This window comes from Parahoeflea olei, assembly GCF_001703635.1.
Lineage (GTDB): Bacteria > Pseudomonadota > Alphaproteobacteria > Rhizobiales > Rhizobiaceae > Hoeflea > Hoeflea olei.
In genome coordinates, this window is record NZ_LQZT01000034.1 from 150,007 (window position 1) to 174,830 (window position 24,824).

At 65.6% G+C, this 24,824-nt stretch carries 29 protein-coding genes; 13 read left to right on the forward strand and 16 right to left on the reverse strand.

Annotated elements, in window-relative coordinates:
* The first annotated feature begins 48 nt into the window (after window positions 1–48).
* The 4 genes from AWJ14_RS15465 to AWJ14_RS15480 all read left to right on the forward strand — a co-directional run bounded on the left by AWJ14_RS15465 (window position 49) and on the right by AWJ14_RS15480 (window position 3,111).
* Window positions 49–516: a RidA family protein gene (locus AWJ14_RS15465; protein WP_066181067.1), complete on the forward strand. Its 468-nt coding sequence runs from the start codon at window positions 49–51 to the stop codon at window positions 514–516.
* 7 nt (window positions 517–523) lie between these two features.
* Complete coding sequence (locus tag AWJ14_RS15470; protein WP_066181070.1) at window positions 524–1,264, forward strand: glycerophosphodiester phosphodiesterase; 741 nt, start codon at window positions 524–526, stop codon at window positions 1,262–1,264.
* Window positions 1,265–1,346: 82 nt separating this feature from the next.
* A complete protein-coding gene (locus tag AWJ14_RS15475) occupies window positions 1,347–2,591 on the forward strand; it encodes a GNAT family N-acetyltransferase (protein ID WP_245304302.1) in 1,245 nt (414 codons plus the stop codon).
* 91 nt (window positions 2,592–2,682) lie between these two features.
* Window positions 2,683–3,111, forward strand: a complete 429-nt coding sequence (locus tag AWJ14_RS15480) for an HIT family protein (protein WP_066181073.1) — start codon at window positions 2,683–2,685, stop codon at window positions 3,109–3,111.
* 39 nt (window positions 3,112–3,150) lie between these two features.
* Here the strand turns inward: AWJ14_RS15480 and AWJ14_RS15485 are convergent, their stop codons facing one another.
* Together AWJ14_RS15485 and AWJ14_RS15490 are read right to left on the reverse strand one after the other, a co-directional pair.
* Window positions 3,151–3,549: an FAD-binding oxidoreductase/lyase gene (locus AWJ14_RS15485; RefSeq protein ID WP_066181078.1), complete on the reverse strand. Its 399-nt coding sequence runs from the start codon at window positions 3,547–3,549 to the stop codon at window positions 3,151–3,153.
* Window positions 3,549–4,187 (reverse strand): NAD(P)/FAD-dependent oxidoreductase, encoded by a 639-nt coding sequence (locus AWJ14_RS15490; protein ID WP_066181082.1) that lies wholly within the window; start codon window positions 4,185–4,187, stop codon window positions 3,549–3,551. The genes AWJ14_RS15485 and AWJ14_RS15490 overlap by 1 nt, the downstream gene beginning before the upstream one ends.
* 165 nt (window positions 4,188–4,352) lie before the next feature.
* Here AWJ14_RS15490 and AWJ14_RS15495 point away from each other — a divergent pair, with 165 nt between their 5' ends.
* Window positions 4,353–4,871 (forward strand): hypothetical protein, encoded by a 519-nt coding sequence (locus AWJ14_RS15495; protein WP_066181085.1) that lies wholly within the window; start codon window positions 4,353–4,355, stop codon window positions 4,869–4,871.
* Window positions 4,872–4,996: 125 nt separating this feature from the next.
* Here AWJ14_RS15495 and AWJ14_RS15500 read toward each other — a convergent pair whose 3' ends face one another.
* From AWJ14_RS15500 to AWJ14_RS15525, 6 genes are all read right to left on the reverse strand, one after another.
* Entirely contained in the window at window positions 4,997–5,350 is a 354-nt protein-coding gene (locus AWJ14_RS15500) for an AzlD domain-containing protein (protein WP_066181088.1), read from the reverse strand.
* A complete protein-coding gene (locus tag AWJ14_RS15505; RefSeq protein ID WP_245304304.1) occupies window positions 5,347–6,027 on the reverse strand; it encodes an AzlC family ABC transporter permease in 681 nt (226 codons plus the stop codon). The genes AWJ14_RS15500 and AWJ14_RS15505 overlap by 4 nt, the downstream gene beginning before the upstream one ends.
* 105 nt (window positions 6,028–6,132) lie before the next feature.
* Window positions 6,133–6,969, reverse strand: a complete 837-nt coding sequence (blaOXA, locus tag AWJ14_RS15510) for a class D beta-lactamase (RefSeq protein ID WP_066181098.1) — start codon at window positions 6,967–6,969, stop codon at window positions 6,133–6,135.
* A gap of 91 nt (window positions 6,970–7,060) precedes the next feature.
* Window positions 7,061–9,598, reverse strand: coding sequence for an ATP-dependent Clp protease ATP-binding subunit ClpA (gene clpA / locus AWJ14_RS15515; RefSeq protein WP_066181101.1), 2,538 nt, complete (start codon window positions 9,596–9,598; stop codon window positions 7,061–7,063).
* A 10-nt stretch (window positions 9,599–9,608) separates the two neighbouring features.
* Window positions 9,609–9,947, reverse strand: a complete 339-nt coding sequence (gene clpS, locus AWJ14_RS15520; RefSeq protein ID WP_066181714.1) for an ATP-dependent Clp protease adapter ClpS — start codon at window positions 9,945–9,947, stop codon at window positions 9,609–9,611.
* Window positions 9,948–10,185: 238 nt separating this feature from the next.
* On the reverse strand, window positions 10,186–10,515 hold the full coding sequence (locus tag AWJ14_RS15525; protein WP_066181104.1) for a phasin family protein: 330 nt from the start codon (window positions 10,513–10,515) through the stop codon (window positions 10,186–10,188).
* 385 nt (window positions 10,516–10,900) lie between these two features.
* Between AWJ14_RS15525 and AWJ14_RS15530 the strand changes: the two genes are divergently transcribed.
* A complete protein-coding gene (locus AWJ14_RS15530; protein WP_066181717.1) occupies window positions 10,901–12,217 on the forward strand; it encodes a D-alanyl-D-alanine carboxypeptidase in 1,317 nt (438 codons plus the stop codon).
* Window positions 12,218–12,298: 81 nt separating this feature from the next.
* Here AWJ14_RS15530 and AWJ14_RS23115 read toward each other — a convergent pair whose 3' ends face one another.
* The 4 genes from AWJ14_RS23115 to AWJ14_RS15550 form a co-directional block, all read right to left on the reverse strand.
* Window positions 12,299–12,994: a DnaJ domain-containing protein gene (locus AWJ14_RS23115; RefSeq protein ID WP_066181111.1), complete on the reverse strand. Its 696-nt coding sequence runs from the start codon at window positions 12,992–12,994 to the stop codon at window positions 12,299–12,301.
* Window positions 12,991–13,761: a hypothetical protein gene (locus AWJ14_RS15540; protein ID WP_066181114.1), complete on the reverse strand. Its 771-nt coding sequence runs from the start codon at window positions 13,759–13,761 to the stop codon at window positions 12,991–12,993. Before AWJ14_RS15540 ends, AWJ14_RS23115 begins: the two co-directional genes overlap by 4 nt.
* Window positions 13,762–13,888: 127 nt before the next feature.
* Window positions 13,889–14,326 (reverse strand): DUF1489 family protein, encoded by a 438-nt coding sequence (locus AWJ14_RS15545; RefSeq protein ID WP_066181117.1) that lies wholly within the window; start codon window positions 14,324–14,326, stop codon window positions 13,889–13,891.
* 99 nt (window positions 14,327–14,425) lie between these two features.
* The gene (locus tag AWJ14_RS15550) at window positions 14,426–15,826 is read right to left on the reverse strand and encodes an L-serine ammonia-lyase (RefSeq protein ID WP_066181120.1); all 1,401 of its coding nucleotides are present in this window, start codon (window positions 15,824–15,826) and stop codon (window positions 14,426–14,428) included.
* A gap of 656 nt (window positions 15,827–16,482) precedes the next feature.
* Here AWJ14_RS15550 and AWJ14_RS15555 point away from each other — a divergent pair.
* The 3 genes from AWJ14_RS15555 to AWJ14_RS15565 are packed head-to-tail and all read left to right on the forward strand — an operon-like array spanning window position 16,483 to window position 18,421.
* Complete coding sequence (locus AWJ14_RS15555; protein WP_066181123.1) at window positions 16,483–17,181, forward strand: DUF599 domain-containing protein; 699 nt, start codon at window positions 16,483–16,485, stop codon at window positions 17,179–17,181.
* Complete coding sequence (locus tag AWJ14_RS15560; protein WP_245304306.1) at window positions 17,178–17,492, forward strand: DUF3253 domain-containing protein; 315 nt, start codon at window positions 17,178–17,180, stop codon at window positions 17,490–17,492. Before AWJ14_RS15555 ends, AWJ14_RS15560 begins: the two co-directional genes overlap by 4 nt.
* Window positions 17,489–18,421, forward strand: coding sequence for a DMT family transporter (locus AWJ14_RS15565; protein ID WP_066181129.1), 933 nt, complete (start codon window positions 17,489–17,491; stop codon window positions 18,419–18,421). Before AWJ14_RS15560 ends, AWJ14_RS15565 begins: the two co-directional genes overlap by 4 nt.
* Here AWJ14_RS15565 and AWJ14_RS15570 read toward each other — a convergent pair.
* Window positions 18,388–19,215 carry an aldo/keto reductase gene (locus AWJ14_RS15570; protein ID WP_066181132.1) on the reverse strand — a complete coding sequence of 276 codons (828 nt, stop codon included), beginning with the start codon at window positions 19,213–19,215 and terminating at the stop codon, window positions 18,388–18,390. The two genes, AWJ14_RS15565 and AWJ14_RS15570, sit on opposite strands and share 34 nt — an antisense overlap.
* Window positions 19,216–19,287: 72 nt before the next feature.
* On the opposite strand from AWJ14_RS15570, the gene AWJ14_RS15575 reads away from it, so the two are divergent.
* The 3 genes from AWJ14_RS15575 (at window position 19,288) to AWJ14_RS15585 (ending at window position 21,426) form a co-directional block, all read left to right on the forward strand.
* Entirely contained in the window at window positions 19,288–20,262 is a 975-nt protein-coding gene (locus tag AWJ14_RS15575) for an acetyltransferase domain-containing protein (RefSeq protein ID WP_066181135.1), read from the forward strand.
* Window positions 20,263–20,343: 81 nt separating this feature from the next.
* Window positions 20,344–20,808 (forward strand): methyltransferase family protein, encoded by a 465-nt coding sequence (locus AWJ14_RS15580; RefSeq protein ID WP_066181138.1) that lies wholly within the window; start codon window positions 20,344–20,346, stop codon window positions 20,806–20,808.
* 204 nt (window positions 20,809–21,012) lie between these two features.
* Window positions 21,013–21,426, forward strand: coding sequence for a hypothetical protein (locus AWJ14_RS15585; RefSeq protein WP_139112668.1), 414 nt, complete (start codon window positions 21,013–21,015; stop codon window positions 21,424–21,426).
* Window positions 21,427–21,489: 63 nt separating this feature from the next.
* Here the strand turns inward: AWJ14_RS15585 and AWJ14_RS15590 are convergent, their stop codons facing one another.
* Window positions 21,490–21,876 carry a MerR family transcriptional regulator gene (locus AWJ14_RS15590; RefSeq protein ID WP_066181146.1) on the reverse strand — a complete coding sequence of 129 codons (387 nt, stop codon included), beginning with the start codon at window positions 21,874–21,876 and terminating at the stop codon, window positions 21,490–21,492.
* Between the two features lie 90 nt (window positions 21,877–21,966).
* A complete protein-coding gene (gene mgtE / locus AWJ14_RS15595) occupies window positions 21,967–23,400 on the reverse strand; it encodes a magnesium transporter (RefSeq protein WP_066181722.1) in 1,434 nt (477 codons plus the stop codon).
* Window positions 23,401–23,821: 421 nt separating this feature from the next.
* On the opposite strand from mgtE, the gene AWJ14_RS15600 reads away from it, so the two are divergent.
* Window positions 23,822–24,109, forward strand: a complete 288-nt coding sequence (locus AWJ14_RS15600) for a hypothetical protein (RefSeq protein WP_066181149.1) — start codon at window positions 23,822–23,824, stop codon at window positions 24,107–24,109.
* A gap of 121 nt (window positions 24,110–24,230) precedes the next feature.
* Here AWJ14_RS15600 and AWJ14_RS15605 read toward each other — a convergent pair whose 3' ends face one another.
* Window positions 24,231–24,719 (reverse strand): RrF2 family transcriptional regulator, encoded by a 489-nt coding sequence (locus tag AWJ14_RS15605; protein WP_066181154.1) that lies wholly within the window; start codon window positions 24,717–24,719, stop codon window positions 24,231–24,233.
* Between the last annotated feature and the right edge of the window lie 105 nt (window positions 24,720–24,824).

The window sequence follows — 24,824 nt, forward strand, 5'->3', positions numbered from 1 at the left end:
CCATTCCGTCACCGCAGCCAGTACATTTCCGACCAAGGAGCAGTCTACATGACCGAGAGCGTTGAGTCCCGCCTGTCCGCCCGCAACATCACCCTGCCGCAGGCCGCGGCGCCCGCCGCCAACTATGTGCCTTACGTGATTTCGGGCTCTCTGCTTTACGTCTCCGGCCAGTTGCCGATGGAAGCGGGCAAGGTGGCGGTGACCGGGATCGTCGGCCGCGACGTGGATGTGGCTTCCGCGCAGCGCGCCGCCGAACTGTGCGCGATCAACATTCTCGCGCAGGCCAAGGCCGCGCTCGACGGCGACCTCGAACGGATCGCGCGGGTGATCAAGCTCAACGGCTTCGTGGCGTCCGATCCTTCGTTCACGGACCAGCACCTGGTGATCAACGGCGCCTCGAACCTGATCGCCGAACTCCTGGGCGAAAGCGGCAAGCATGCCCGCGCCGCCGTCGGCATGGCCAGCCTGCCGTTCAATGCCGCGGTCGAAATCGACGCCATCATCGAGATCGCATGAGGCGGCCATGAACCCCACTCGCAAGGACCTGAGCTGGCTCACGGCGCGCCCGATCGCCCACCGCGGCTATCACGACCTCAACACTCGCATCTGGGAAAACACCAGAAGCGCCTTCGTCCGGGCCATCGAGCACGACTATGCCATCGAGTGCGATATCCAGATCGCCGCCGACGGCGTGCCGGTGGTGTTTCACGACGATTCGCTCGAGCGGCTGTGCGGGCTCAAGGGCGATGTGCGCGAACGCACCTCGCGCGAACTCGCCCAGCTCAAGATCGGCGGAACCGCCGACGGGGTGATGTCGCTGCCGGAGCTGTTCAAGCTGGTCGCCGGGCGGGTGCCGCTGGTGATCGAACTCAAGGGCCGCGCCGGCGAGGATGACGGCTTTGCCGACGCGGTCGTCGAATGTCTCGAATCCTATAACGGCCCGGTGGCGCTGATGAGTTTCGACGACTGGCTGCTGCGCGACCTCAAGGCCTGCGGCGCCACCTGTCCGCTCGGGCTGACGGCGGAGGGCGTGAAGCCCGAAACCTTCTTCGCCCATGAGGACGCGATGCAGCTCGGCCTCGATTTCATGTCCTATTGCGTGCACCACCTGCCCAATGTCTTTGTCGAGGGCCAGCGCCGCCAGGGCGTTCCCGTGATCACCTGGACCGTGCGCGACGGCGCGGCGCGTGAGCTCACGCGGCTGCATGCAGACCAGATGACCTTCGAGGGCTTCGATCCCGACACCACGGAAGAGGTCGCCTGACCCTTGCCAACCGCGCCCCGGCCGATAGGTTGACGGACAGCATGTCCGCGGGCGCGGTTGCGGAAAATGACGGGAACGGATGATGGCTCACACCGACGAGCATACGCTGTCGACCATCGAGGGAATGACCGCGGTCAGCGCCGACGACTGGCGCCGTCTGGGCGGGGCGGCGCGCGCCTCACGGACTGGGTCAGGCGCTTCACAAACTGAGTCAGCCCCTTCCGGAAGTGAATCCACTCCGGTCTATAACCCCTTCGTAAGTCACGCTTTTCTGTCTTCGCTCGAAGATTCGGGGTCGGTCTCGGCGCAGACCGGATGGCTGCCGCAGCACATCGTTTTGCGCGGGCCTGATGGCTCGCTCGAAGGCGCGATGCCCGCCTATGTGAAGACCCACTCGATGGGCGAATATGTGTTCGACCATGCCTGGGCCGATGCGTTTGCGCGGGCGGGCGGACGCTATTATCCGAAGCTGCAATGCTCGGCCCCCTTCACGCCTGCGACCGGACCGCGGCTGATGGTGCTGCCGGGTGCCGGCGCCGCTGCCCGCAGGCGGGCGCTTGCCGCCGGCGGCCGGGCGCTGTGCGAGCAAATGGGCCTGTCGTCGGTGCATGCGACCTTCGTGCCAGAAAGCGAGATCGCCGATTTCGAGGCCGAGGGCTACCTGCACCGCACCGACCAGCAGTTCCATTTCCGCAACGAGGGCTACGGCGCCTACGAGGATTTCCTGGCAACCCTCGCCTCGCGCAAGCGCAAGCAGTTGCGCAAGGAGCGCAAGGCGGCGCTCGACAACGACATCACCATCCACTGGCTCACCGGCAGCGACCTGACCGAGGAGATCTGGGACGTCTTCTACGAGTTCTACATCGACACCGGCGGGCGCAAATGGGGCCGCCCCTACCTCACCCGCGCGTTCTATTCGCTGATCGGCGAACGCATGGCCGAGGACGTGCTGCTGGTGATGGCGCGGCAGAACGGGCGCTACATCGCCGGCGCGATCAATTTCATCGGCGGCGACTGCCTCTACGGGCGGCACTGGGGCTGCATCGAGGACCACCCGTTCCTGCATTTCGAGGTCTGCTATCACCAGGCGATCGACTTCGCCATCGCCAGGGGGCTCGCGCGCGTCGAGGCAGGCGCGCAGGGCGAGCACAAGCTCGCGCGCGGCTACCTGCCGGCCACCACCCATTCCGCCCATTACATCGATCATCCGGGCCTGCGGCGGGCGGTTGCCGACTATCTCGAGCGCGAGCGCCGTGACGTCGAGGAGATCGGCAGGCTGCTGAGCGCGCACGGCCCGTTCCGCAAGGGCGACGGCGACGCCTCCTGACAGCCAGCCCGCGATCGACCGACACTGCCTTGACCGCCCGCGCCGGGCAGGTACAAACAGAGCTTTCAGCACCCAAGACGGAGATCACCCCATGACCGCTGCCCGCTACGACGACGGCAATGTGTTCGCCAAGATCCTGCGTGGCGACCTGCCTGCCGAACGCGTGTTCGAAGACGACGACACGCTGGTGATCATGGACATCATGCCGCGCGGCGACGGCCACTGCCTGGTGATTCCGAAGGCGCCGGCCCGCAACATTCTCGACGTCGAGCCCGAAAGCCTTGCCGCCGTGGCGGCAACGACCCAGCGCATGGCGAAAGCCGTGATCGCCGCCTTCGGCGCCGACGGCGTCACCATCCAGCAGTTCAACGAGCCGGCCGGCGGCCAGGTGGTGTTTCACCTGCATGTGCACGTGATCCCGCGCTTCGACGGCGTCGCGCTCAAGCCCCATACCGGCGAGATGGAAGATTCGGGCGTGCTCAAGGTCAACGCCCAGAAGATCCGCAACGCGCTGGGCTGACGCAGCCACACCGCAGACGCCGGACCGCTCCCCCGCCTCTTACAGCGCCATCAAAGCCGCAACCTGGCGGCTGATCTCGGGCGCGAGAATGACGCCGGGATGCGCCACCGCCAGCAGCAGATTGCCCATGCCGGGCGCGGCTGAGACCAGCGGGCGCCCGGCCGCGAGCATGGGCCGGTGGGCGATCCGCACCTCTTCGATCTGGGGCGAACCGATGTCGGGGAACAGCTCCCGCAGCCGCGCCAGCACCTCGTCGCCGAGCCGGTTCATGGACGCCGGGTCCATCGACGGCCCGGGATCGCAGGCTGAAATCAACGCGCCATCGCCGCGCGAGCGGATTTCGAGCCTGCCGCCCTCGATGACATGGGAGAGCCGACCGGAGGCTCCGCCCAAGGTGACCAGCACCGAGGGCGACGTGGCAACGCCGTGATCCGGCATCAACTCCGCGACCAGCGCCGGACTGTGGCGCCGGCGGCAACGACCACGCCATCGGCCGCGATCACGCCGGTGGCAAGCCGGACACCGCTTGCGCGTGCGCCCTTGGTTTCGATGCCCAGAACGGGCTGACCGAGCATGATCGCCGCACCGGCCTCGCGGGCGGCCTGAACCAAGAGGGCGCAGGCCTGGGAAACATCGATCGTGCGCTCGCGGGGAAACCATGCGGCAAGCGGTGGCGGCGCGGCAAGCAGCGGCTCCATCCGGGCAATCTCCGCGGCGTCCACCAGCCGGACATCACTGCCCCTGTCCTCGTGCCGCCTCGCCCAGTCGCGGGTGTCCGCTGCATCGTCGCCCCAGAGCAACGCGCCCCGCACGGGAACGCACAGCCGGCCGCCGAAGTGGCGGTCGAGACTTGCGTAGTCCCCGATCGCCCGCAGCCGCCGCTCGTATTCCGCCGCGGCAATATCGGGATCGCCCGCAGCGCAGGTGATCCAGCCGAAGGAGGCGGCACTGACACCGCGCCCCGGCGCCGGTTGCGCATCAACGAGCGTCACGCGCGCACCATCGGTGGCCAGACGGAATGCCGTCATGGCGCCGACGATGCCCGCGCCCACCACGATGACATGCTTTTGCGTCATGGTTTACCTTCCCCGGCGGGGCTGCCGGTCATGCTTGCTTCTCGTCGCCGCCATGGAATCTCGAGGCGGCGGTTGTGTCCAAAACGCGATACAGGCCAGATCTGCCTTGCTTTGGCAACATTGCCGGTTCATGACCCCGCGAGATCCGGAATTTGCGAGGTTCCCATGAAGACCGCCCTCATCCTCATGAGCATTCTAGGCTGCGACGACACGGCAACCCAATGCCACTATGTCGAGATGCTCGACCAGCGCTGGGCGACGGTCCAGGACTGCGACGCGAGTTCCGAGGAGAAGCTGAAGGCCTATGCCAACCTGCCCTATCCGGTGGTGGTGGCCGTGTGCCAGACGCCGGAAGACACCGGCCTTGCCGAACTCGCCAGCGAAGCGCCGCCGAAGGTGGGACCGCCGATGCCGCCGCTTTCGCCCGCGGAAGCCGCCGCGGCCGCAAGCGTCCCGCCCGAAGTCGGCCTGCCCCAGGCGGATATCCCGCCGCCGCAGCCTCCGGAAGCAACCGCCGCGGTGGAAGCCACCCCGGACGCGGCCGAAGCCGGTCTCGCCACCCGGGTGATCGAGCGCTTCAAGGCGGCATTGCCCGAGAAGGATACGCTCAAATCGCTCGTGTCCGAACCGGTGCATGTGGTCACCGACAGCTATTCCTGGGTGGCGCGACGCTTCGAGGAGTGAGGCCCGAGGCGGTCAAATTTCACCGTTTGAACGCCCACGACCGACATTCATGCAAGCTTTTGCAGCGTGCTTTGCGCGATCCGTCGGTTGCGTGGCGCTGAGGCCACAAACCGACCGGCCTGCGCTCAGGCGAGCAGGAACTGCCCGCCGATCAGCAGCGCGAGCGCCGTGGCGATGCCGACCCAGATGCGCTTGCCGGCAAGCAGGAAGGCCCCAAAGCCGATGCCCGCGGCGGTGAGGCGCAGCGCCACCGGGACATTGCGCAATTCGCCGGTGGGATAGAGGATCAGCTTGGCGATGACGGCGGCGAGCAGCGCGGTCGCCACCGCGCGCACCCAGGTCAGCGCCGCCGAATCCTGCTTCAGCCGGTTGCCGACCAGCACCCCGAGCCAGCGCCAGATGTCGGTGGCGAGCCAGCCCGCCACCGCGATGAACAGATAGGGCCACCACCAGGCGTCATAGGTCTCGTAGCCGATCATGAGGCGGACCTCGCCTTCCAGGCGCGATCGGCCAGAAAGGCCAGCGTGCCGCCGACGACGCCGGCATAGAGAATGTCGAATTCGGGGGCGACCTGGTGGAACAGCGGGCCCAGCCCAAGGCCGATCACCATGGCGATCCGCCCTGCCCGCTCGCGCGTCGACGCCCAGATCGAGGTCAGGAAATAGACCGGGGTGAGAAAGAACAGCGCGCCCGCGACCATGGCCGGCAGCTGCGAGACGGTCGAATACAGCACCGCCACAAGCACGATATTGGCCCCCGTCACGGTGATGCCGAAACCCGCGAAGAAGGCCACGCGGTGCTCGCGCGGCACATCGCGGATGCGTTCCATGGTGAAGACATAGGCCGTGATCGCGATGAAATGCGACAGCAGCAGCAGCAGCCAGGTGGGGGTCTTCTCGGTGCGGATCTCGGGGATCAGCGCCGCGACCATCGGCATCAGCCGGATCGAGGACAGCGCCACGGTGATGAAGGCAGCGGGCAGCGAGGCGCCGGCGAGAATCGACCCCACCAGCAGCACCTTGGCCGGCAGTGCCCAGATCATGCCGGTCATGAACACGGTCTCGCCGAACGGCACGCCGGCCTCGACCGCGAAGCCGCAAAAGCCCACGAAGGCGCTCATCAGGATGATGGCCGGAAGGGAGAAGATGCCGCGCATCCCCCGGAAAAACCAATGGGATCCGCCGGCCGGATCGGCAGGTAAACTCATGCTGACTTGGTAGAGCGTTTTTCGCGCGGCGCAAAATCAAAAATGGCGCGCCGGCTATTTCCGCTCTCCGGCGAGCGCACCCGACGGCCCGAACAGATCGGCGATCACCCCGTCGCGGGCACGAAACCCGGGCGGTTCGGGCTGCCGCTTGCGGTCGCGGATCAACCGCGCAAACACCACCTGCCTGCCGTCCCGCTCGGCCCAGCCCACGAACCAGCCAAAAGGCTGGCCGCGCAGCGGCTTGCCGTCCGCCCCCTTGGGCAGGCCGGCGCCGGTCTTGCCGTGAACGCGCCAGCCGTCGCCCTTCATCCCGTAATCGGTGATCTCGGCGGTAAGCGCCACCGCGGCCTCGCTCACCGGCAGCTGGCCGCCGATCATCCGGCGCAGGAACGCGACCTGCTCGCGCGGCGAGATCTCGAGCGAGGAACTGAGCCAGGCATTGGTAAGGCCGTTGTTCTTGCCGGGGTCGCCGGAGAGGTCGCGATTGCCGTAATCGAAAGCCTCGACATAGGCGCTATAGCGCTCCATCCCGAGCATTCGGGTGACCTGCTGCGAATACCAGACCACCGACAGCTTCATCCAGCGCGCGGGCGTGGTCGGCTGCTTCCATTCAGGCCGCCAGTCGACATAGCCCGGCTGGAACGGCAGTTCGGGACGATCGGCGGTTTCGAGAACGCCCGCATCATGGCCCATCAGCGCGATCGCGATCTTGAAGGTGGAGGCGGGCGACATCCGCGCCGCGCAATCCCCTTGCTCGACTAATACCGCGCCGCTGTCCGCGTCGGCCGCCAGCGTGCAGACCACGTAGGTTTCGGACGGCGTTTCTGCCTGCGCCGGCTGAAACACGAGCACGACAAGCGCGGCTGCGGCGCAGACGGACCGGATCTTCATCGAAAAACTCCTCAAGCAGCAAAAGCACATCTCAAAAGACAAAAATGCCCCGGTTGTGGCCGGGGCATTCTGGTGGCCGGGAAAAATCCGGTCATTTCTTGCGCGGCACCTTCGGCACGGCGCTGGCGGCCTTTTTCGGCGCCGGCTTTTCGGCAACCTCGGCGCTCGCCTCGGCCTGCTTCGGGGCATCCGGCTCGGGATCCTTGCCCTTGGACGGTCCCTTGTCCGTCGACGGCTTGCGCGCGGCCTTGGCCGAGGCCGTCTTGGCCTTGGCCGTCGACGCCTTCTTCGCCGGCGCCTTTTCCGCCTTCGGCTTGACCGGCACTTCCGCCGGGATCGCCTCGAGGATCAGCCCCTTGCGGCCGTCGGCCTTGTCGCCGACGGAGACCTTGACGGTGCCGCCATGCTTGAGCTTGCCGAACAGAAGCTCGTTGGCGAGCTCCTTCTTGATGTTTTCCTGGATCACGCGCCCCAGCGGCCGCGCGCCCATGCGTTCGTCGTAGCCCTTCTCCGCGAGCCAGGCGACAGCGTCCTCGCCGAGATCGAAGGTGACGTTGCGTTCGGCCAGCTGTGCTTCGAGCTGCATGACGAATTTCTGCACCACCATGTGGATGACCTGCGTGGGCAGGCTGCCGAACGGGATGATGGCATCGAGACGGTTGCGGAACTCCGGCGTGAACAGCCGGTTGATCGCCTCCATGTCGTCGCCCTCGCGCTTGGACGAGCCGAAGCCGATGGCGGCCTTGGCCATATCGGACGCGCCGGCATTGGTGGTCATGATCAGGATCACGTTGCGGAAGTCGATCTTCTTGCCGTTGTGATCGGTGAGCGAGCCGTGGTCCATCACCTGCAGCAGGATGTTGAACAGGTCCGGATGCGCCTTCTCAATCTCGTCGAGCAGCAGCACGCAATAGGGATGCTGGTCGACGCCGTCGGTCAGAAGCCCGCCCTGGTCGAAGCCGACATAGCCGGGCGGCGCGCCGATCAGGCGCGAGACCGTGTGCCGCTCCATGTATTCGGACATGTCGAAGCGCAACAGTTCCACCCCGAGCGAGGAGGCCAACTGCTTGGCGACCTCGGTCTTGCCGACGCCGGTGGGGCCGGAGAACAGGTAGGAGCCGATCGGCTTGTCGGGTTCGCGCAGGCCCGCCCGCGCCAGGCGGATCGCGGCGGTGAGCGCGTCGATCGCCGTGTCCTGGCCGTAGACCACCGAGCGCAGTTCCTTGTCGAGATTGGCGAGAACGGTCTCGTCGTCCTTCGACACGGTCTTGGCCGGAATCCGGGCCATGGTGGCGATGGTGTTTTCGATCTCGATGTCGGTCAGGACCTTCTTGCGGTCCTTTTCCGGCAGCAGCATCTGCGCGGCGCCGGTTTCATCGATCACGTCGATCGCCTTGTCCGGCAGCTTGCGGTCGGTGATGTAGCGCGCCGAGAGTTCGACGGCCGCCTTGATCGCGTCATCGGTGTAGCCGACCTTGTGATATTCCTCGAAATAGGGCTTGAGGCCCTTGAGGATCTCGACCGCATCCGGGATCGACGGCTCGGCGACGTCGATCTTCTGGAACCGGCGCACCAGCGCCCGGTCCTTTTCGAAGAACTGGCGGTATTCCTTGTAGGTGGTCGAACCGATGCAGCGGATCGCGCCGGAAGACAGCGCGGGCTTGAGCAGGTTGGAGGCATCCATCGCCCCGCCGGAGGTCGCGCCGGCGCCGATCACCGTGTGGATCTCGTCGATGAACAGCACGGCGCCCGGCAGGTCCTCGAGTTCCTTGACCACCTGCTTGAGGCGTTCCTCGAAATCGCCGCGATAGCGCGTGCCGGCAAGCAGCGAGCCCATGTCGAGCGAGTAGATCACCGCATCCGAAAGCACGTCCGGCACATCGCCCTCGACGATGCGCTTGGCGAGCCCCTCGGCGATCGCCGTCTTGCCGACGCCGGGATCGCCCACATAAAGCGGGTTGTTCTTCGAGCGGCGGCACAGGATCTGGATCGTACGGTTGACCTCGTCCATGCGGCCGATCAGCGGATCGATCCGGCCGGTCTTGGCCTTCTCGTTCAGGTTGACGCAATAGGCGCTGAGCGCGTCCTGGCCCTTCTTCTTGCCGCCCTCTTCCGCGCCGGTCTCGGACTTGGCGGATTCGGATTCGGTCTCCTCCGCCCCGCGCACCGGCCGGGATTCGTCGGCGCCGGGGCGCTTGGCGATGCCATGGGAGATGAAATTGACCGCATCATAGCGGGTCATTTCCTGCTCCTGGAGGAAATAGGCGGCGTGGCTTTCGCGCTCGGCGAAGATCGCCACGAGCACATTGGCCCCGGTCACCTCTTCGCGGCCGGAAGACTGGACATGGATGACCGCGCGCTGGATGACGCGCTGGAACCCCGATGTCGGCTTGGAATCCTCGTCATAGCCGGTGATCAGGTTGCCGAGTTCCTTGTCGACATAATCGATCACGGTGCGGCGCAGCTGGTCGAGGTCGACATTGCACGCGCCCATGACCGCGGCGGCGTCGGGGTCCTCGATCAGGGCCAGGAGCAGATGCTCGAGCGTCGCATATTCATGATGCCGTTCGTTGGCGTAGGTCAGCGCCTGATGGATCGCCTTTTCGAGACTGTGTGAAAAGCTGGGCACGTTCAGGTCCTCATTTCTTTTCCATCACGCATTGCAGCGGATGGTGGTGTTCGCGGGCGAAATCCATGACCTGGGTCACTTTTGTTTCGGCCACCTCATAAGTGAATACTCCGCACTCACCGACCCCGTGATTGTGAACATGAAGCATGATCCGGGTGGCCTGTTCCCGGTCCTTCTGGAAAAAACGCTCAAGCACATGAATCACAAACTCCATCGGAGTGTAGTCGTCATTCAACAAAAGCACCCGGTAAAGGCTTGGCTTCTTTACCTGCGGCTTGGTCCGGGTGATGACGGAGGTTCCCCTGTCGGCTCCGCCATTTCCGGCCTTCTTGTCCGCCTGCAAGCTAATCCGGTTCGCGCTGTCTTTCACTCTGGCCACTTCCTGTCATTCGCAACCGGTGCATCGCATGCCGACGCACCGGTCATTGTGCTTAACTTAGTCTTTCCTGCAGGAATTTTAAGCCCCCCGGACCGGCAGAAAAGAGATTTGATCAACCGGCCCGGACACGAAAAACCCGGCCGCATGATCATGGGCCGGGTTATCTCATGTCAGGCATTCGCCGCGCTGACCACGCGGCGGCGTGTCGTCAGGCGGAGACCTTGGCCACGGCCGTTTCGAACGGCTTGTAGGCTTCCTTGGCGAGATCGGCGTAGAGCTCGCTCATCTTGGTGGCCTGGGCGACGAAAGACTCGTAAGCCGTCTTGGCATAGTCGGTCTGGATTTCGATGGCCTTGTCGAGGCTCTTGGCGGAGACCAGCTTTTCAGCGGCAGCGGCGCCGTCCTCATAGGACTTCTTGGAATATTCGGTGGTTTCGGCGGCAATCCGCTGGAAACCCTTGGTCATCGACGAAACCGTGGTCAGCATGCTGTCCATGGCTTCTTTGCTCATTTTCGAGGTGCTGTCAAAGTTCATCATGTTTCGGATCCTATCGTTCGATTAGGGGATGGCCTTAACTTAGGTGCACTGCACAAGATTGTCAAGTTTTATTGTGCATCGCACCAATAGAGCGCCTCCCCGCATCGCCGTGTCCGGCCCGGATCGGGACAGAAGGGATCGAAACGGCACAGGTTCGAAATCTCCTGATGGAAAGGAATGGTTCATCATAAACGGATTGGTAACGACGTGCGTCTAAGATCGGGCATAATGGCTGACTACGGACTGCGACAGTCAGAAACCCAAAATTGACCCGCCCGTAAATGAGTGAGTTGTCGTGCACCAGCGTAAATTTTCCTTCGTCTCCCGCCTCGCCGCCGCCCCAACCTTCGCCCTGCGCCTGGCCGCTCTGGTCGGAATTGCGCTGATGCTGGGGACCGCGCCGTCCGTCGCGAACCCGAAATATGCGGGCATCGTCGTCGACGCCAAGACCGGCAAGACGCTGTACGCCAACGATGCCGACGAATTGCGCTATCCCGCGTCACTTACCAAGATGATGACGCTCTACCTCACCTTCGAGGCGCTCGAACGCGGCAAGATCAAGCTCGACACGCGCGTGACCTTCTCGGCCAATGCGGCCAAGGAGCCGCCGACCAAGCTCGGCGTGGGCGCTGGCAACTCGATTACCGTCGAACAGGTGATCTACGGGCTCGTCACCAAGTCCGCCAACGATGCCGCCACCGCGATCGCCGAACACCTGGGCGGCTCGGAGGCCAATTTCGCCAAGATGATGACCTCCAAGGCGCGCGCGCTCGGCATGTCGCGCACCACCTTCCGCAATGCCCACGGCCTGCCCAATTCCGGCCAGCAGACCACGGCCCGCGACATGGCCACGCTCGGCATCGCGCTGCGCGAGCATTTCCCGCGCCAGTACAAATATTTCTCGACGCGCTCGTTCAAGTTCGGCAAGGCCCGGTTTGCCAACCACAACCGACTGCTGGGCGCCGTGCGCGGCGTCGACGGCATCAAGACCGGCTATACCCGCGCCTCGGGCTTCAACCTGGTCACCTCCGTGGTCGACCGCGACCGCTCGATCGTCGCCGTGGTGATGGGCGGCCGCACCGGCGCCAGCCGCAACGAGCAGATGAAGGACCTGATTTCGCGCTACCTGCTCAAGGCCTCGACCAAGGGCCGCGGCGATCTGATCGCCCGCGGTGCGCCGGCAAGCATCTCGGCCGGCATCGACACGGCGGCGCTGCAGCTCCCCAAGGTCGGCCCGGTTCCCGAACTTCGTCATGACGGCGACACCCGCATCGCGCTCGCCTATGCCACCCCCACCCCCGCTCCGGTGGTCGGCCGCGAGGCGCTGGCAAAATCGCTTGCCGCGCAGAAGATGACGATCCCGGTGCCGCAGCCCGCTCCCGCGGTCGTGCCGCCCGCGGCCATCGCCGGTGCCGAGAGCATCGACCCGGTGACCACCGCCTCCACCGCGGCCATGAGCGGCTGGATGATCCAGATCGGCGCGATGCCCGACCAGAACGCCGCGCGCGAGCTGCTGGCCCGGGCCCAGAGCGCCGGCGGCAAGGCGCTGCAGGGCGCGGAACCCTTCACCATGGCCTATGCCACAAACAATGCCCAGCTCTACCGTGCCCGTTTCGGCGGCTTCGACGGCCAGGGATCGGCGACCAGCGCCTGCAAGGCCCTCAAAAGGAAAGGCTTCGCCTGCTGGGCGACGGCCAACTGAAAGCCGCGGCGCGCACAGGCGCTGCGGTCCGGAATGCCCTCTTCCGGAAATTCCACGTTTTTGTACTGCGTATCGGGGAGTTCAGTTATGTCTATTCAAGAGAACGGTTTTGGCCTCGTTGATCCGGCCAGCAAGAAACGTCGAACCTCCCGTATCGGGATGCATCCGCTTCATGAGGCGGCGATGCGCCTCGCGGATCTCGGCTTCACTCGCCCCCGCAGCAAGTCCAAGGATCTCGTAGGCCTCCTGCTCTGTCATGGCGCCCGCGCCTGGCGCAGCGCCCAGCCCCGCGCCTTCGTCCGGATCAAGGCGGGAACGCCAGTCGGCTATTCGGCGGTCAAGATACGCCTCCAGTAGCGCCAGGCTTTCCGCGTCTCGCGCGAGTTCCCCATGCAGCCTTACGAGTTCGGCTTCATCGAGCGCATCGAGTTCCCGTCCCTCGAAACTGCCCGCCAGCACCAGGCCGTTCATGGCACCGGTGTCGAGATCGAGTTCCATTTCGAGCGCGGCCGAGCGGACATGGGAATATCCTCCGGCACTGCGCGTGGCTAGCGCCTGCGCGCGGGCACGCCCGAACAGCATGGTCGCAACCGCAATCACCGGCATGCCGATGCCGGCGCGGCCGATCAGCGTGAGCACCACCCCGAACCCGCCCAACGCCACCGGAACCCCGTAGCGCAGGATCCGTGCGAGATGGGTGGCGGGCACGCGCACGAGCCCCAACACCACCGCCACCAGCATCAGGATCCCGCCGAAAAACAGCGCGATCGGGCTCATGGCCGCCCCGCCCCCGAGGCGCCGGAGGTGCCCGGTCCCAGTTGCTCGAGCAGCAGCCGGGCGGCGGAGCCCCCGGTCTTTTCCAGCGCCTTGCGCCCGCCGGTGGCATAGGCCGCCACCGCGCGCAGCAGCGCGGCCAGCTCGGCGGCCGCATTCTGGTCGAAGCGCACATAGGCGCCGCCGGTCACCCGCGCGATCTCGCGAAAGCCCGCGGCGGCTGCAGGATCGTGGCCCTCGTGGAACATGAAGCAAGGCACCTTGCGCAGCGCCAGTTCGCCGGCGGTCACCGCCAGCTTGTCGATGTCCTCTTCCATGGCGTCGCCGATATAGACGAGCGCGCTCACGGGCTTTGCTTTCGCCTCGCCGGCGACATGGCTCAGGACCCGGCCGATCTGGGTCTGGCCGCCGCGACAGTCGATCCTGCTCATGAGTTCGGCCAGCGACCGGGTGTCGTTGACCCAGCGCGAGGCGCGGCACTCGCCGAGCCCGCGGAAATAGACGAGCTGCACCGAAAGATCGGTCGATTTGCCCACGGCATCGAACATGTCGGCCTGCAGCCGGCAGGCGGTATCCCAGGTGGGCTGGCGGCTCATGGTGGCGTCGAGCGCGAAGGCGAGACGGCCCGCGCCATCGGCCGCGGGCGCGAGCGAGCGGGCGGATTTCAGGAAGGCGGCGATCTCCGAGCGCGACGAAGCGGGCGTGGACGCGGCGGCCGCGCTGCCGCGCTGCGTCAAAACCCTGTCAGGTGCTGGTCTGTCCTTGGCCATGGTCGAGCCGTGGTCCCTCCGCTCCGAAACGATCCCTGCCGCATCCGGCCGCCTCGGCCGTTGCATGCGTCTGCTGTCAATTTGGCGCTTTGCGGGCCGAACACAAGGGCCTGTGCGCGCAGACGGTTCAGAGAAGCCCGAGGCCGGCCAGTTCGCGGCGCAGTTCGGGCGGGAGCTCGCCCCCCTCGTCTTCAGCCCCGCCCAGATCCGGCGGCGCGTCGCCGGGTTCGAGATAGCGCCACCCCTGGAACGGCCGCCGCGGCGCGAGCGAGGTCTCGTGCAGCACCGGCTCGAGCACCAGGTGGCAGCGCGAAATGCCTTCGGAATCGGTGAAAGGCCGGATATCGAGCAGCCGCTGGCGGGCCTGGATCGTGCCCTTGATCACCCAGTAGAGCGATCCGCCGTCAAGCAGTTCGCTTGCGCGCTTGGGCTGCATGCGGGTGGTGTGGAACTGCTCGGCCACCTGCCCGGCGGCGGTCATCGCCTTCAGCCGGCGGTCGATCCAGCCGCGAAGATCCTCGACGCTTTCAGCGCCCACGCACAATTTGACGAGATGAAGAGCCATTGGCCGGATATTTCGGGCGCGCAACGGCCCGGGTCAACCCGAAGGCGACCGAATCCCGGACACCGTCCACAGTCGTGGCGGCACGTCGGGCGCGCGGGCTCAGCATTCCACGACGTTGACCGCGAGGCCGCCGGTGGAGGTTTCCTTGTAGCGCTCGTTCATGTCGAGCCCGGTCTGGCGCATGGTCTCGATACAGGCGTCGAGCGGCACGAAATGGGTGCCGTCGCCCTTCATCGCCAAAGAGGCGGCGGTCACTGCCTTGACCGCGCCCAGCGCGTTGCGCTCGATGCAGGGCACCTGCACCAGGCCGCCGACCGGGTCGCAGGTCATGCCGAGATGGTGTTCGAGCGCGATCTCGGCGGCGTTCTCGACCTGCTCGGGCGTGCCGCCCATCACGGCGGCGAGGCCCGCAGCCGACATCGCCGCGGCGGAGCCGACCTCGCCCTGGCAGCCGACCTCCGCCCCGGATATGGAAGCATTGTGCTTGATGATTCCGCCCACGGCGGCGGCGGTGAGCAGATAGTCGCGCACCGCCGCCTGGTCGGCGCCGTCGTGGAACTGTAGCATGTAGCGAATGGTGGCGGGAATGACGCCGGCAGCACCATTGGTGGGCGCGGTGACGATGCGCCCACCCGCGGCGTTTTCCTCGTTGACCGCCATGGCGTAGACGCTGAGCCAGTCGTTGGCGAGCAGCGGGTTGCGGCGGTTCTGGCGCCACTCTTCCTGCAGCTTCTCGTACAGGATGCGGGCGCGGCGGCGCACCTTGAGGCCGCCGGGCATGATGCCCTCGCCGGCAAGCCCGCGGTCGATGCAGCCGCTCATCGCGCCCCAGATCCGGTCGAGCCCGGCGTCGAGCTCGTCCCGGCTCATGTGGCTTTCCTCGTTGGCGCGCTTCATCTGCGCGATCGACAGGCCCGAGCGCGCCGCCATGTCGAGCATCTGCCTGGCGTTGCGAAACGGATAGGGCACGGTCTTGTCGACGCTGGCACTGGTGGCGGTCTTCATCGCCTCGAGTTCGGTGTCGGACACGACGAAGCCGCCGCCCACGGAATAATAAATCCGCCGCAGCAGCATCGCCCCGTCGCGGTCGAAGGCCGAGAAGCTCATGCCGTTGGCGTGGCCGGGCAGCGGGGTCTTCTTGTCGAACACCAGGTCGGTGCGGGGGTCGAAGTCGTAGCTGTCGTGGGCGGGCGGGCTGATCCGGCGCGAGGCCTCGACGCTTGCGAGAATGTCCTCGATCCGGTCGGGATCGACATGGTCTGGCCGCTCGCCGGTGAGCCCCAGCACCACCGCCCGGCCGGTGCCGTGCCCCACCCCGGTAAAGGCGAGCGAGCCGTGCAGGCTCACCTTGATGCTGCGCACCTTCGCCCCCGCGGGGCGCGGCCAGTTGGGTCCGGCGATCTCGTCGAGAAAGCGCACCGCCGCCGACATCGGTCCCATGGTGTGGGAGCTCGACGGGCCCACGCCGATCTTGAAGACATCGAAAACGGACAGGAACATAGGGGCAGCTTCTCCGGTGACAGGGCTGCCATCCTACATGGGCGGCAATCGTGCAGCCGTCAATTCCCCGACTTCCGCTGCCGCTGGAGCGACACACGGGGGCGGCGGCTCCCGCTGCCGCTGAAAACGGCTCCGGCGCCGCGGGGAGGAACGCGGCGCCAGAGAAGGGTGCGCCGTTCGGCGCCCAAAGAAAAAGCAGCGCCGACCCGGTTCGGTCAGGCGCTGCCTGGTTTCATGCTATGGTCGCTCAGATGCCGCCGAAAAGGTAGGCCAGTGCGAGAATTCCAGAAAAACCGATGACTGCACGGGCGGTGATGCCCCAGCACGATTTCTGTACGGTGTCGTCCATGGTGACTCCGGTTGATGTGGCAGTTTACGACCGGGCAAATCTTAAGGATCCGCCCGGCGCAGGACCGGCTCTTTAACGAAGAGGTAATCTTTTCGCAACCGCAAAAATGGCAAATCCGTGGTTGGAAATTCACACCTGACATTCTCTGTTCACATGGCTGCACGGTAAATCAAGGACTTGCCGAAATATCCTCGAATCAGGCCCGCGCAGCCGACACACATTTCAACCACAGAAATGTTCAAAGCGTTAACCCGCGCAAAGCACGCGGGCCTTTGCCAAGCGCGCGGCGGCGTGCGAGAACGTGCCCATGACAAATCACGACTATCTGGCGATCGCCTGGTTCGCGCTCTCCTGGTTCCTGTTTTCCCTCGCCTCGACCAACCGGCTGCCGGTCGGGCGGGTGAGCCTGACGACGGCCATGAACCGGCATCGCAAATTGTGGATGCAGGTGGCGGCACGGCGTGACCTCAGGATGATCGACACCGCGATCATGGCCGGCCTGCAGAACGGCACCGCCTTCTGCGCCTCCACCACGATCTTCGCCATCGGCGGCTGTTTCGCGCTGCTCGGCGCCACCGACCGGGTGATCGCGGTCGCCGACGACCTGCCGATTCCGCTGGTGGCCGACCAGGCGGCCTTCGAACTCAAGGTGTTCGGGCTGATCGGGATTTTCGCCTATTCCTTCTTCAAGTTCGGCTGGTCCTACCGGCTGTTCAACTATGGCTCGATCCTGTTCGGCGCGATCCCGATGCGCGGCGAAACCGGGCCCGACGGGCACGCCGAGATCGACATCGCCGTCAACCGTGCCGCCGCGCTCAACGTGCTTGCCGGACGGCATTTCAATGCCGGCCTCAGGGCGATCTTCCTGTCGATCGGCTATCTTGGCTGGTTCGCCGGCCCGTTCGTGCTGATGGCCACGACGACGCTGGTGATTCTGGTGTTGGTGCGGCGGCAGTTCTTCTCCAATGCGCGCGCCGCCATCCTCAAGGACACCCTGCTGCCGTGACGTCTCCTGTTTCCCCCTCGCCCGGCCGGATCCCCGGCCCCGACCGGCTGCGCATGACCATTCTCGATCTCCTCTCGAAGGCGGGGCCGGGCAAGAGCATCAGCCCCTCCGACGCCGCCCGCGCGCTTGCGGGCTCCGACGAGCGGCAGTGGAGCCGGCTCATGAAACCGTTGCGGCAGGTTGCCATCGAGATGGCCAGGGCCGGCGAGATCGAGATCCGGCGCAAGGGCAAGACCGTCGACCCGGGCGATTTTCGCGGCGTCTACCGCCTCGCCCTGCCCGGCATCCCCCCCGCGGACGCGCGCCCATGAGCCAGCCGCCGGTGCAGAGCTTGCGCACGCCGACGCGCGGCGATCTCGCGCTGATGCTGGTGACCGCGCTGATCTGGGCGTCGGCCTTCGTGGCCGTGCGCCTTGCCGCTCCGGAACTCGGTCCGGTGTGGCTCGCCGCCATTCGCGTGACCGTCGGCTTTCTGGTGCTGCTGCCCTATGCGCTGTGGCGCGGCCTGATGTGGCCGTCCTCGCCGCGGCAGTGGTGGCTGATCCTCGGCATGTCGCTGCTCAACATCGTGGTTCCGTTCGGGCTGATCGCCTGGGCCGGCAAATCGCTCGAAGCCGGCGTGCTGTCGCTGCTGATGGGCACCGGGCCGTTCCTGGCGCTGATCGGCAGCCATTTCATGACCGATGACGACCGGCTGACGCGGCGCAAGCTGATCTCGGTGGTGCTGGGCATGGCGGGCATCGTCGTCGTCATCGGCCCGAGCGCGGTGGCCGGCCTCGGCACCGCCTCGCTGCAGGCGAGCCTGGCGGCGCTCGGCGCCTCGATGTGTTACGTGATCGCGGGACTGCTGGTGCGGCGCATCCACATGCCGCCCCTGCGCCTGTCCTGCCTTGCGCTCGGCCTCGGCACCGTGGCGCTGGTGCCAACCGCCCTGCTCCTGGACCCGGCCCCGCCCATCGGCCTCGACGGCCATATCTGGGCGGCGCTGATCTATCTTGGCGCGGTGCCGACCGGGCTCGCCTATATCCTGCGCTTCCACCTGATCCGCACCATCGGCTACACGCGGTTTTCGCTAACCGTGAACCTGATCCCGGTGTTCGGGGTGGGACTGGGCGTGCTGCTGCTCGGCGAACCGCTGACGCCCGATCTCCTGGTGGCGCTGGCGCTGGTGCTGGCGGGCCTGTTCGTCGCCAGCGGCGGCAAGGCTCAGTCGCCTTCCCAGGACAGATCGAACGGATAGTCGCAGATCCGGCGGCCGGCGACGCGAAGCGCCGAAATCGCCTCCATCTCGCTGGCCGAAAGCTCGAAATCGAAAATGTCGAGGTTTTCCGCGAGCCGGTCCGGGTTGGAGGTGCGCGGGATCGCCACCACGCCGGGCTGCTGCACCTGCCAGCGCAGGATCACCTGACCCGCGGTCTTGCCATGGGCGCGGGCGGCCGCGACCACCGCCGGGTCGGACAGCGTTTCGCCGCGCCCGAGCGGGCAATAGGCGACCAGCGCCATCTCGCGCCGGCGCAATTCGGCCAGCATCGAGGTCTGGTTGAGCTGCGGGTGGTACTCGACCTGATTGCACACGAGCGGCGCATCCGAGAGTGCCACCGCTTCGGCGAGCATCGAGCGGTTGAAATTGGACACGCCGATGTGGCGGGCGAGCCCGCGCGCCTGCGCCCGGTTGAGCGCGCCGATCGATTCGGCCAGCGGAATGGCGGGATTGGGCCAGTGGATCAGCAGAAGGTCGACATGGTCGAGCCCGAGACGCCGGAGGCTCGCCTCGGCGGAGGCTTCGAGATCGCCCGGAGCAATGTCGGTGAACCAGACTTTCGTGGTCACGAAGACGTCGTCGCGCGGCGTGCGCGCCTGCCTGAGCCCCTCGCCCACCGCTTCCTCGTTGCCATACATCGCAGCCGTGTCGACATGGCGGTAACCGGTATCGAGCGCACGCGCCACCATGTCGCGACAGGTCGCGTCCTTGAGGGTGAAGGTGCCAAGGCCCAGGGCCGGTATCGCGGCGCCGTTCGCCTTTACATGATGCATCGGAAAATCCTTTTGCTAGTGTGACGCGGCTGAGTCGGCGGCCGCGCCGGTGTGAGTGAAAAGGAACCTAGCGTGAGTGACGCCGCAGTCAAAGGGCCGCCCTCGCGACCCGCCGCAACCCGCATCGACCTGCTCGACATCGCCCGCGGCCTCGCGCTGTTCGCCATGGCGAGCTACCATTTTTCCTGGGATCTCGAACTGTTCGGCTATCTCGACCAGGGCCTGACCACGCACGGGCTGTTCAAGGCCTATGCCCGCTCGATCGCCGGCAGTTTCCTGTTTCTCGCCGGCGTGAGCCTGATGCTGGCGCATGGCAGCCGGTTCCGGCCGCCGGCCTTCGCCAAGCGGCTGGCGATGGTGGGCGGCGCCGCGGCGCTGATCACGCTCGTAACCGTCTTCGCCTTCCCTTTCGGCATCCTGCATGCGATCGCGGCGGCGAGCGTGGTCGGGCTCGCCTTCCTGAAGCTGCCGGGGCTCGTCACCGTGCTTGCCGGGATTGGATGCCTGGTGCTGCCGCATGTCTACCGCTCCGCGGCCTTCGATCCGATCTGGCTCAACTGGATCGGCCTGTTCGAAACCACGCCGCGCTCCAATGATTTCGTGCCGTTGCTGCCCTGGCTGGGACCGTTCCTGCTCGGCATGGGCGCAACCAGGCTTGCCGTCTCCGCCGGCCTCACCCAGCGCCTCGCCGCGATCCGGGCGGGATCCGGGCCGCTCGCAAGGGCGACGCGGTTTTGCGGCCGTCACAGTCTGGCCTTTTATTTGGTGCATCAACCGGTGCTGCTGGCCCTGGTGTGGACCGCGTCGCAGCTCGCGCCGCCATCGCCGGCCGACCCCGTGCCCGGTTTCATCGCCCAGTGCGAGGCCGGCTGTGAACAAGGTGGCAATGATGCAGCGTTCTGCGTGCGGTTCTGCGGGTGCGTCACGGACGACCTTCGGTCGGGCCAGCTGTTGGAGCCGCTGTTGGCCGGCAAGATCGACGGGACCGGCGACAGCCGGATTACGGCGATTGCCGAACAGTGCACGGCGTTGTCAGCGCGGCCCTAAGCCACTATTGTGGCCCGCAATTCTATTGCCGTAGCACTTTATTCTGACGGATGGCCCGTATTTTGGGAGGAGCCTGACCGCATGAATGCCTACCGGGCAAAGCCGAATCTTGTCCCCTGGCCGCCGCTTCTGCTGGTCAGCCTGACGCTTGCTGCGATCGTGCTCCATCTTTTCTTTCCGCTGCAGATGGCCTTTACCGGTATCCGGATCCTCGGCGGCGTGCTGATCGCGGTGGCGCTGGCGGTCGACTTGTGGGCGATGAAGACGCTGCACGACGCCCGGACCACGATCATGCCCCATCGCGGGTCGAGCCATCTCGTCACCCACGGCCCGTTCGGCTACAGCCGCAATCCGATCTATGCGGCCAATATCGTGCTGATGGTCGGCATGGGCTGCTTCGCCATGAATGCGTGGTTCCTGCCGCTGGCGGCGCTCAACGGCCTGCTCACCCATTTCCTCGCCGTGCGCCGCGAGGAAAACCACCTGATCGCGCGGTTCGGCTACCAGTTCGAACTCTATTGCCGCAAGGTCCGGCGCTGGATCTGAGGCGTGGCCCGCAGCACCGGATTGATCCAGTTCCGCCGGCGAATTCTAAAATTGCCCGCAAATCGTTAATCAGCTTTTCAGCAGACAGCCGTAGCATCGTCTTTCCCGGAGGAAATGCGCGGCCCGCGACATCCACCACAGAGGACGCGTCAACAGGAACGACCCATTCGACCACAGGCCGTGGGAGGTGACCAACAGGCTCGGATGACACATCACCCTGACACCCCATCGATCCGGCGGATCTCGTCGTTCATGTATGACGAGGAGCCTCGCTTTCCGTTCAAGGCCACCCGCAACGCCGGTCACATCGAATATTCCCGCAACGCACTTGCGCTGATCCAGCAACGCTGCTCGCTGCGCAACATCTCACGATCGGGCGCCATCATCGAAATCTACGCGACGCTCGAGCCGCCCGCCGCGATCTCGCTCGAAATCCCGGACTCCCAGGCGGGCAAGATCGGTTGCGTGCGATGGAGCGGCACATCGTCGATCCGGATGGGAAAGAAGATCGCGCTGCGGCTGCGGTTTCTCAAGCTCCTGAGCGAGGAAGATGTCGGGCGCATCCTCGCCAACAGCACGCTGGTGGGCGAACCGCGCGACTTCGCCTTTTTCGTCTGACCGCATGCGCAAGGCGCCGCGCGGCGGCAATGGCCCTGCGGCCTGCCGCCCCGGCCTGCGGTTTCAGGTGCTTACGCCGATCTCGGCGAGCCGCGTGAGGCAGGATTCCTCGATATTGTCGAGTTCGAGCAGTGTTTCCTCGATGTCCTTGCGCTTCTGGCGCAGGTCCTCGCGCTTTTCCTCGACCTTGCGCATCAGCAGCCGCAATTGGCCTGCCTCGCCCGGCGGATCCTTGTAGACCTGGATGATTTCGCGGATCTCGGCCACGGTGAAACCGATGCGCCGGCCGCGCAGGATTTCCTGGATCAGGCGCCGGTCGGCGGCACGGAACAGCCGCGTGCGGCCGCGCCGTTCCGGCTGGATCAGGCCCTCGTCCTCGTAAAAGCGCAGGGTGCGGGTCGAGATTCCGAACTCGCGGGTCAACTCGGTAATGGTATAATACTTGTCCACTGCAGATCGTTTCCCGAAACAGGCCTGAGGCGACTTACGCTTACGTATAAGTCAAAACAGGCCGTCTGGCCACCGCGTCGCCGCGATTATTCAGGCAAACGACAGCCACCAGCCGGCCAGGCCGAGAAAGGCGAAGAAGCCGACCACGTCGGTGACGGTGGTCACGAACACGGCCGAGGCGATCGCCGGGTCGGCGCCGACCTTGTCGAGCAGCAGCGGCAAAAGGATGCCCGCCAGCGCCGCGGCGAGCATGTTGACGATCATCGCCGCGGCGATGATCAGCCCGAGTCCGTTGCTGCCGAACCAGAGCCCGGCCACCAGGCCGATGATCAGCGCGAACAGGAATCCGTTGATCAGGCCGACGGCGGCCTCGCGGCGGATGATGCGGCCGGCATTGTAGATGTCGAGATCGCGGGTGGCGAGCGCGCGCACCGTCACCGTCATGGTCTGCGTGCCGGCATTGCCGCCCATCGAGGCGACGATCGGCATCAGCACCGCCAGCGCCACCATCTGCTCGATGGTCGCATCGAACAGGCCGATGACTGCGGAGGCCAGAATGGCGGTGCCGAGATTGATCAAAAGCCAGCTGAAACGCGAGCGCACCGTCGACAGGATGCTGTCGGACAGTTCCTCGTCGCCGACACCGCCCAGGCGCTTGATGTCCTCGTCGGCCTCCTGGTGGATCACGTCGACGACGTCGTCGATGGTCAGCACGCCGACCAGCCGCTCGTTCTCGTCCACCACGGCGGCCGAGAGCAGGTCGTACTGCTCGAACAGTTGCGCGGCCTCTTCCTGGTCCATTTCGGCATCGATCCGATACCGCGCCTCGTCCATCACGTCCTCGATGCGGATCAGGCGCTTGGACCGCAGGATGCGGTCGAGATCGACGGAACCGACCAGCTTGAAGGTCGGGTCGATGACGAAGATCTGGCTGAAGCTGTCGGGCAGATCCGCCTCGTCGCGCATGTAGTCGATGGTCTGGCCCACCGTCCAGAACGGCGGCACGGCCACGAACTCGGTCTGCATGCGCCGGCCGGCGGTGTCTTCGGGATAATCCAGCGAGCGGCGCAGGCGCACCCGCTCGGTGAACGGCAGCGCGGCGAGAATCTCCTTCTGGTCGGCCTCGTCGAGGTCCTCGAGAATGTAGACCGCGTCGTCGGAATCGAGTTCGCCCAGCGCCTCGGCGATGCGGTCGTTGGGCAGCGCCTCGATGATCTCGAGGCGGATCGCCTCGTCGACCTCGGTCAGGGCGGCAAAATCAAAGTCGTCGCCGAGCAGATGCACCAGCGCCTGGCGCTGGGCGGCATTGATCGATTCGAGCAGGTCGCCAAGTTCGGACTCGTGCAGCCGAACGATGTGTTCGCGCAGGAACAGCGTGTCGCGGTCGGCGATCGCCGCCCCGATCGCGGCCAGGTAATCCTGCCGGATCGATCCGTCCTCGCCGTAGATGTCGTCGTGCTCGACCGCCTCGGCGGCTGCCTGGGGCGTGATGATGTCTTCCTCTGTATCGGCGGACTCAGTCATGGCCATGGCTCGCGGATGGAGTGCGTCGGCCCTCGGCGACCGGCGTATTCGTCAGGTACAGCGTAAGGGCAAATCACCGGTCTCGACCGGTGTTTCCACCAGGCGCCGCCGCAGCAGCGTCACACAGGAGAGTGTGTTTAATTCATGCGGGCGCGGAAGGACAGGCGTTTTTTGGCCCGATTTTGCAGGATTTGCAGGCTTCCCCACAGCGGGCGGCCCCGCCTGCCGGTGCAGCCACGCGGCTGACCCCGGCCGATTGGGCGGTGCCGAAGTGAAGCTTGCGCGAAACTTTCAGCCGATTTTGCCCGCCATAGACAAAGATACAAGAATCATCGACCTTTTCTATCGACAGCGAAGTCCAGCCAGTAATGCCGTCGCGTGATTTGAGTTTTATCGGACAAACTCCATTCGGGACGATCCCATGCCCTACGCCACTCGACTCGCGAAACTCCAGCAAATCCACACCGAGAAAGCGCCGCAGATCATCCGCATCGCATCGGATGCGAAGGTCTCCAACCGCCACAAGCAGCTGCTGTATGCCTGCCTGAACAATCTGTGCCGGATTTCGGCCCGGCTGTTCGGCGAAATATCTTCCGTGCCGGGCAATTACGACCTGCTCGAGCAAGCGGCCGCGCTCGACGAGGCGCTTCTGCAATTGCGCCGCCTCGTCGGCCGCAACATTTCGGTGAGGGTCAACCAGGCAGCCTGAGCCCCGGTTTTCGGGTTTTCAATCCGGCCGCACCGGCCCCGAGTCCGCCCGGCGCGATCGCGCCTCGGGCGCGCAAGAGGGCTGCCCGGGCGCATCTTGCGCCGCGACCGTGCTTGACGGCTCAGGCGACCGCCTGATGCTCGGTTGCCGGATTCGTGCATTTGGACGGCCGCTTCGGCGCCATCTGCAGGATCGTCTCCAGCCCGCAATTGCCGCGCACCAGATCTTCGAGCGTGACCATGTCGAGCTCGTGATAGAAGGCTTCGACCGCGCGGGTGATGAAGCCGCGCAGGCGGCATTCGACGGTCAGCGGACAGTTGTTCTTGGCGCCGGTGAAGCATTCGGCGAAGGGAACCCCCGCCTCGAACAGCCGGAACACCCGGCCGATGCTGATCTCACGCGGCTTGAGCGCCAGTTGCAGCCCGCCCGCGCGTCCGCGCATGGTCTCCACGAAGCCATATTGCTGAAGCTGATGGATGACATGGCCGAGATGGTTGTTCGACGCGTTGCAGGCCTTTGCAATGTCCGAAGACCTGACGACTTGCCCCTCGTGCACCGCGCAATACATCAGCACCCGGGTGGCAAGATTTGTTCTGGTCGTCAGCCTCATGGTGAATTCCCGCTATCTGTTTTTATGACCCACCGCATATACCGGTTGTCTCGGGAAGGAATTGATTCAGATCACACAAATCCCCTTCGCGAGCGGATAAGACCC

Bases quoted from the DNA above. Each gene is read 5' to 3' on its own strand.
- AWJ14_RS23115 (WP_066181111.1), bottom strand. From the start codon at position 12,994: ATGAGCCCGATCGCGCTGTTTTTCGGCGGGATCCTGATGCTGGTGGCG.
- AWJ14_RS15475 (WP_245304302.1), top strand. From the start codon at position 1,347: ATGGCTCACACCGACGAGCATACGCTGTCGACCATCGAGGGAATGACC.
- AWJ14_RS15570 (WP_066181132.1), bottom strand. From the start codon at position 19,215: ATGCATCATGTAAAGGCGAACGGCGCCGCGATACCGGCCCTGGGCCTT.
- AWJ14_RS15470 (WP_066181070.1), top strand. From the start codon at position 524: ATGAACCCCACTCGCAAGGACCTGAGCTGGCTCACGGCGCGCCCGATC.
- AWJ14_RS15555 (WP_066181123.1), top strand. From the start codon at position 16,483: ATGACAAATCACGACTATCTGGCGATCGCCTGGTTCGCGCTCTCCTGG.
- AWJ14_RS15600 (WP_066181149.1), top strand. From the start codon at position 23,822: ATGCCCTACGCCACTCGACTCGCGAAACTCCAGCAAATCCACACCGAG.
- AWJ14_RS15485 (WP_066181078.1), bottom strand. From the start codon at position 3,549: ATGCCGGATCACGGCGTTGCCACGTCGCCCTCGGTGCTGGTCACCTTG.
- AWJ14_RS15480 (WP_066181073.1), top strand. From the start codon at position 2,683: ATGACCGCTGCCCGCTACGACGACGGCAATGTGTTCGCCAAGATCCTG.
- AWJ14_RS15580 (WP_066181138.1), top strand. From the start codon at position 20,344: ATGAATGCCTACCGGGCAAAGCCGAATCTTGTCCCCTGGCCGCCGCTT.
- AWJ14_RS15540 (WP_066181114.1), bottom strand. From the start codon at position 13,761: ATGGCCAAGGACAGACCAGCACCTGACAGGGTTTTGACGCAGCGCGGC.
- AWJ14_RS15585 (WP_139112668.1), top strand. From the start codon at position 21,013: ATGACACATCACCCTGACACCCCATCGATCCGGCGGATCTCGTCGTTC.
- AWJ14_RS15465 (WP_066181067.1), top strand. From the start codon at position 49: ATGACCGAGAGCGTTGAGTCCCGCCTGTCCGCCCGCAACATCACCCTG.
- AWJ14_RS15545 (WP_066181117.1), bottom strand. From the start codon at position 14,326: ATGGCTCTTCATCTCGTCAAATTGTGCGTGGGCGCTGAAAGCGTCGAG.
- AWJ14_RS15565 (WP_066181129.1), top strand. From the start codon at position 17,489: ATGAGCCAGCCGCCGGTGCAGAGCTTGCGCACGCCGACGCGCGGCGAT.
- AWJ14_RS15550 (WP_066181120.1), bottom strand. From the start codon at position 15,826: ATGTTCCTGTCCGTTTTCGATGTCTTCAAGATCGGCGTGGGCCCGTCG.
- mgtE (WP_066181722.1), bottom strand. From the start codon at position 23,400: ATGACTGAGTCCGCCGATACAGAGGAAGACATCATCACGCCCCAGGCA.
- blaOXA (WP_066181098.1), bottom strand. From the start codon at position 6,969: ATGAAGATCCGGTCCGTCTGCGCCGCAGCCGCGCTTGTCGTGCTCGTG.
- AWJ14_RS15495 (WP_066181085.1), top strand. From the start codon at position 4,353: ATGAAGACCGCCCTCATCCTCATGAGCATTCTAGGCTGCGACGACACG.
- AWJ14_RS15500 (WP_066181088.1), bottom strand. From the start codon at position 5,350: ATGATCGGCTACGAGACCTATGACGCCTGGTGGTGGCCCTATCTGTTC.
- AWJ14_RS15605 (WP_066181154.1), bottom strand. From the start codon at position 24,719: ATGAGGCTGACGACCAGAACAAATCTTGCCACCCGGGTGCTGATGTAT.
- AWJ14_RS15505 (WP_245304304.1), bottom strand. From the start codon at position 6,027: ATGCGCGGCATCTTCTCCCTTCCGGCCATCATCCTGATGAGCGCCTTC.
- AWJ14_RS15490 (WP_066181082.1), bottom strand. From the start codon at position 4,187: ATGACGCAAAAGCATGTCATCGTGGTGGGCGCGGGCATCGTCGGCGCC.
- AWJ14_RS15525 (WP_066181104.1), bottom strand. From the start codon at position 10,515: ATGATGAACTTTGACAGCACCTCGAAAATGAGCAAAGAAGCCATGGAC.
- AWJ14_RS15530 (WP_066181717.1), top strand. From the start codon at position 10,901: ATGCTGGGGACCGCGCCGTCCGTCGCGAACCCGAAATATGCGGGCATC.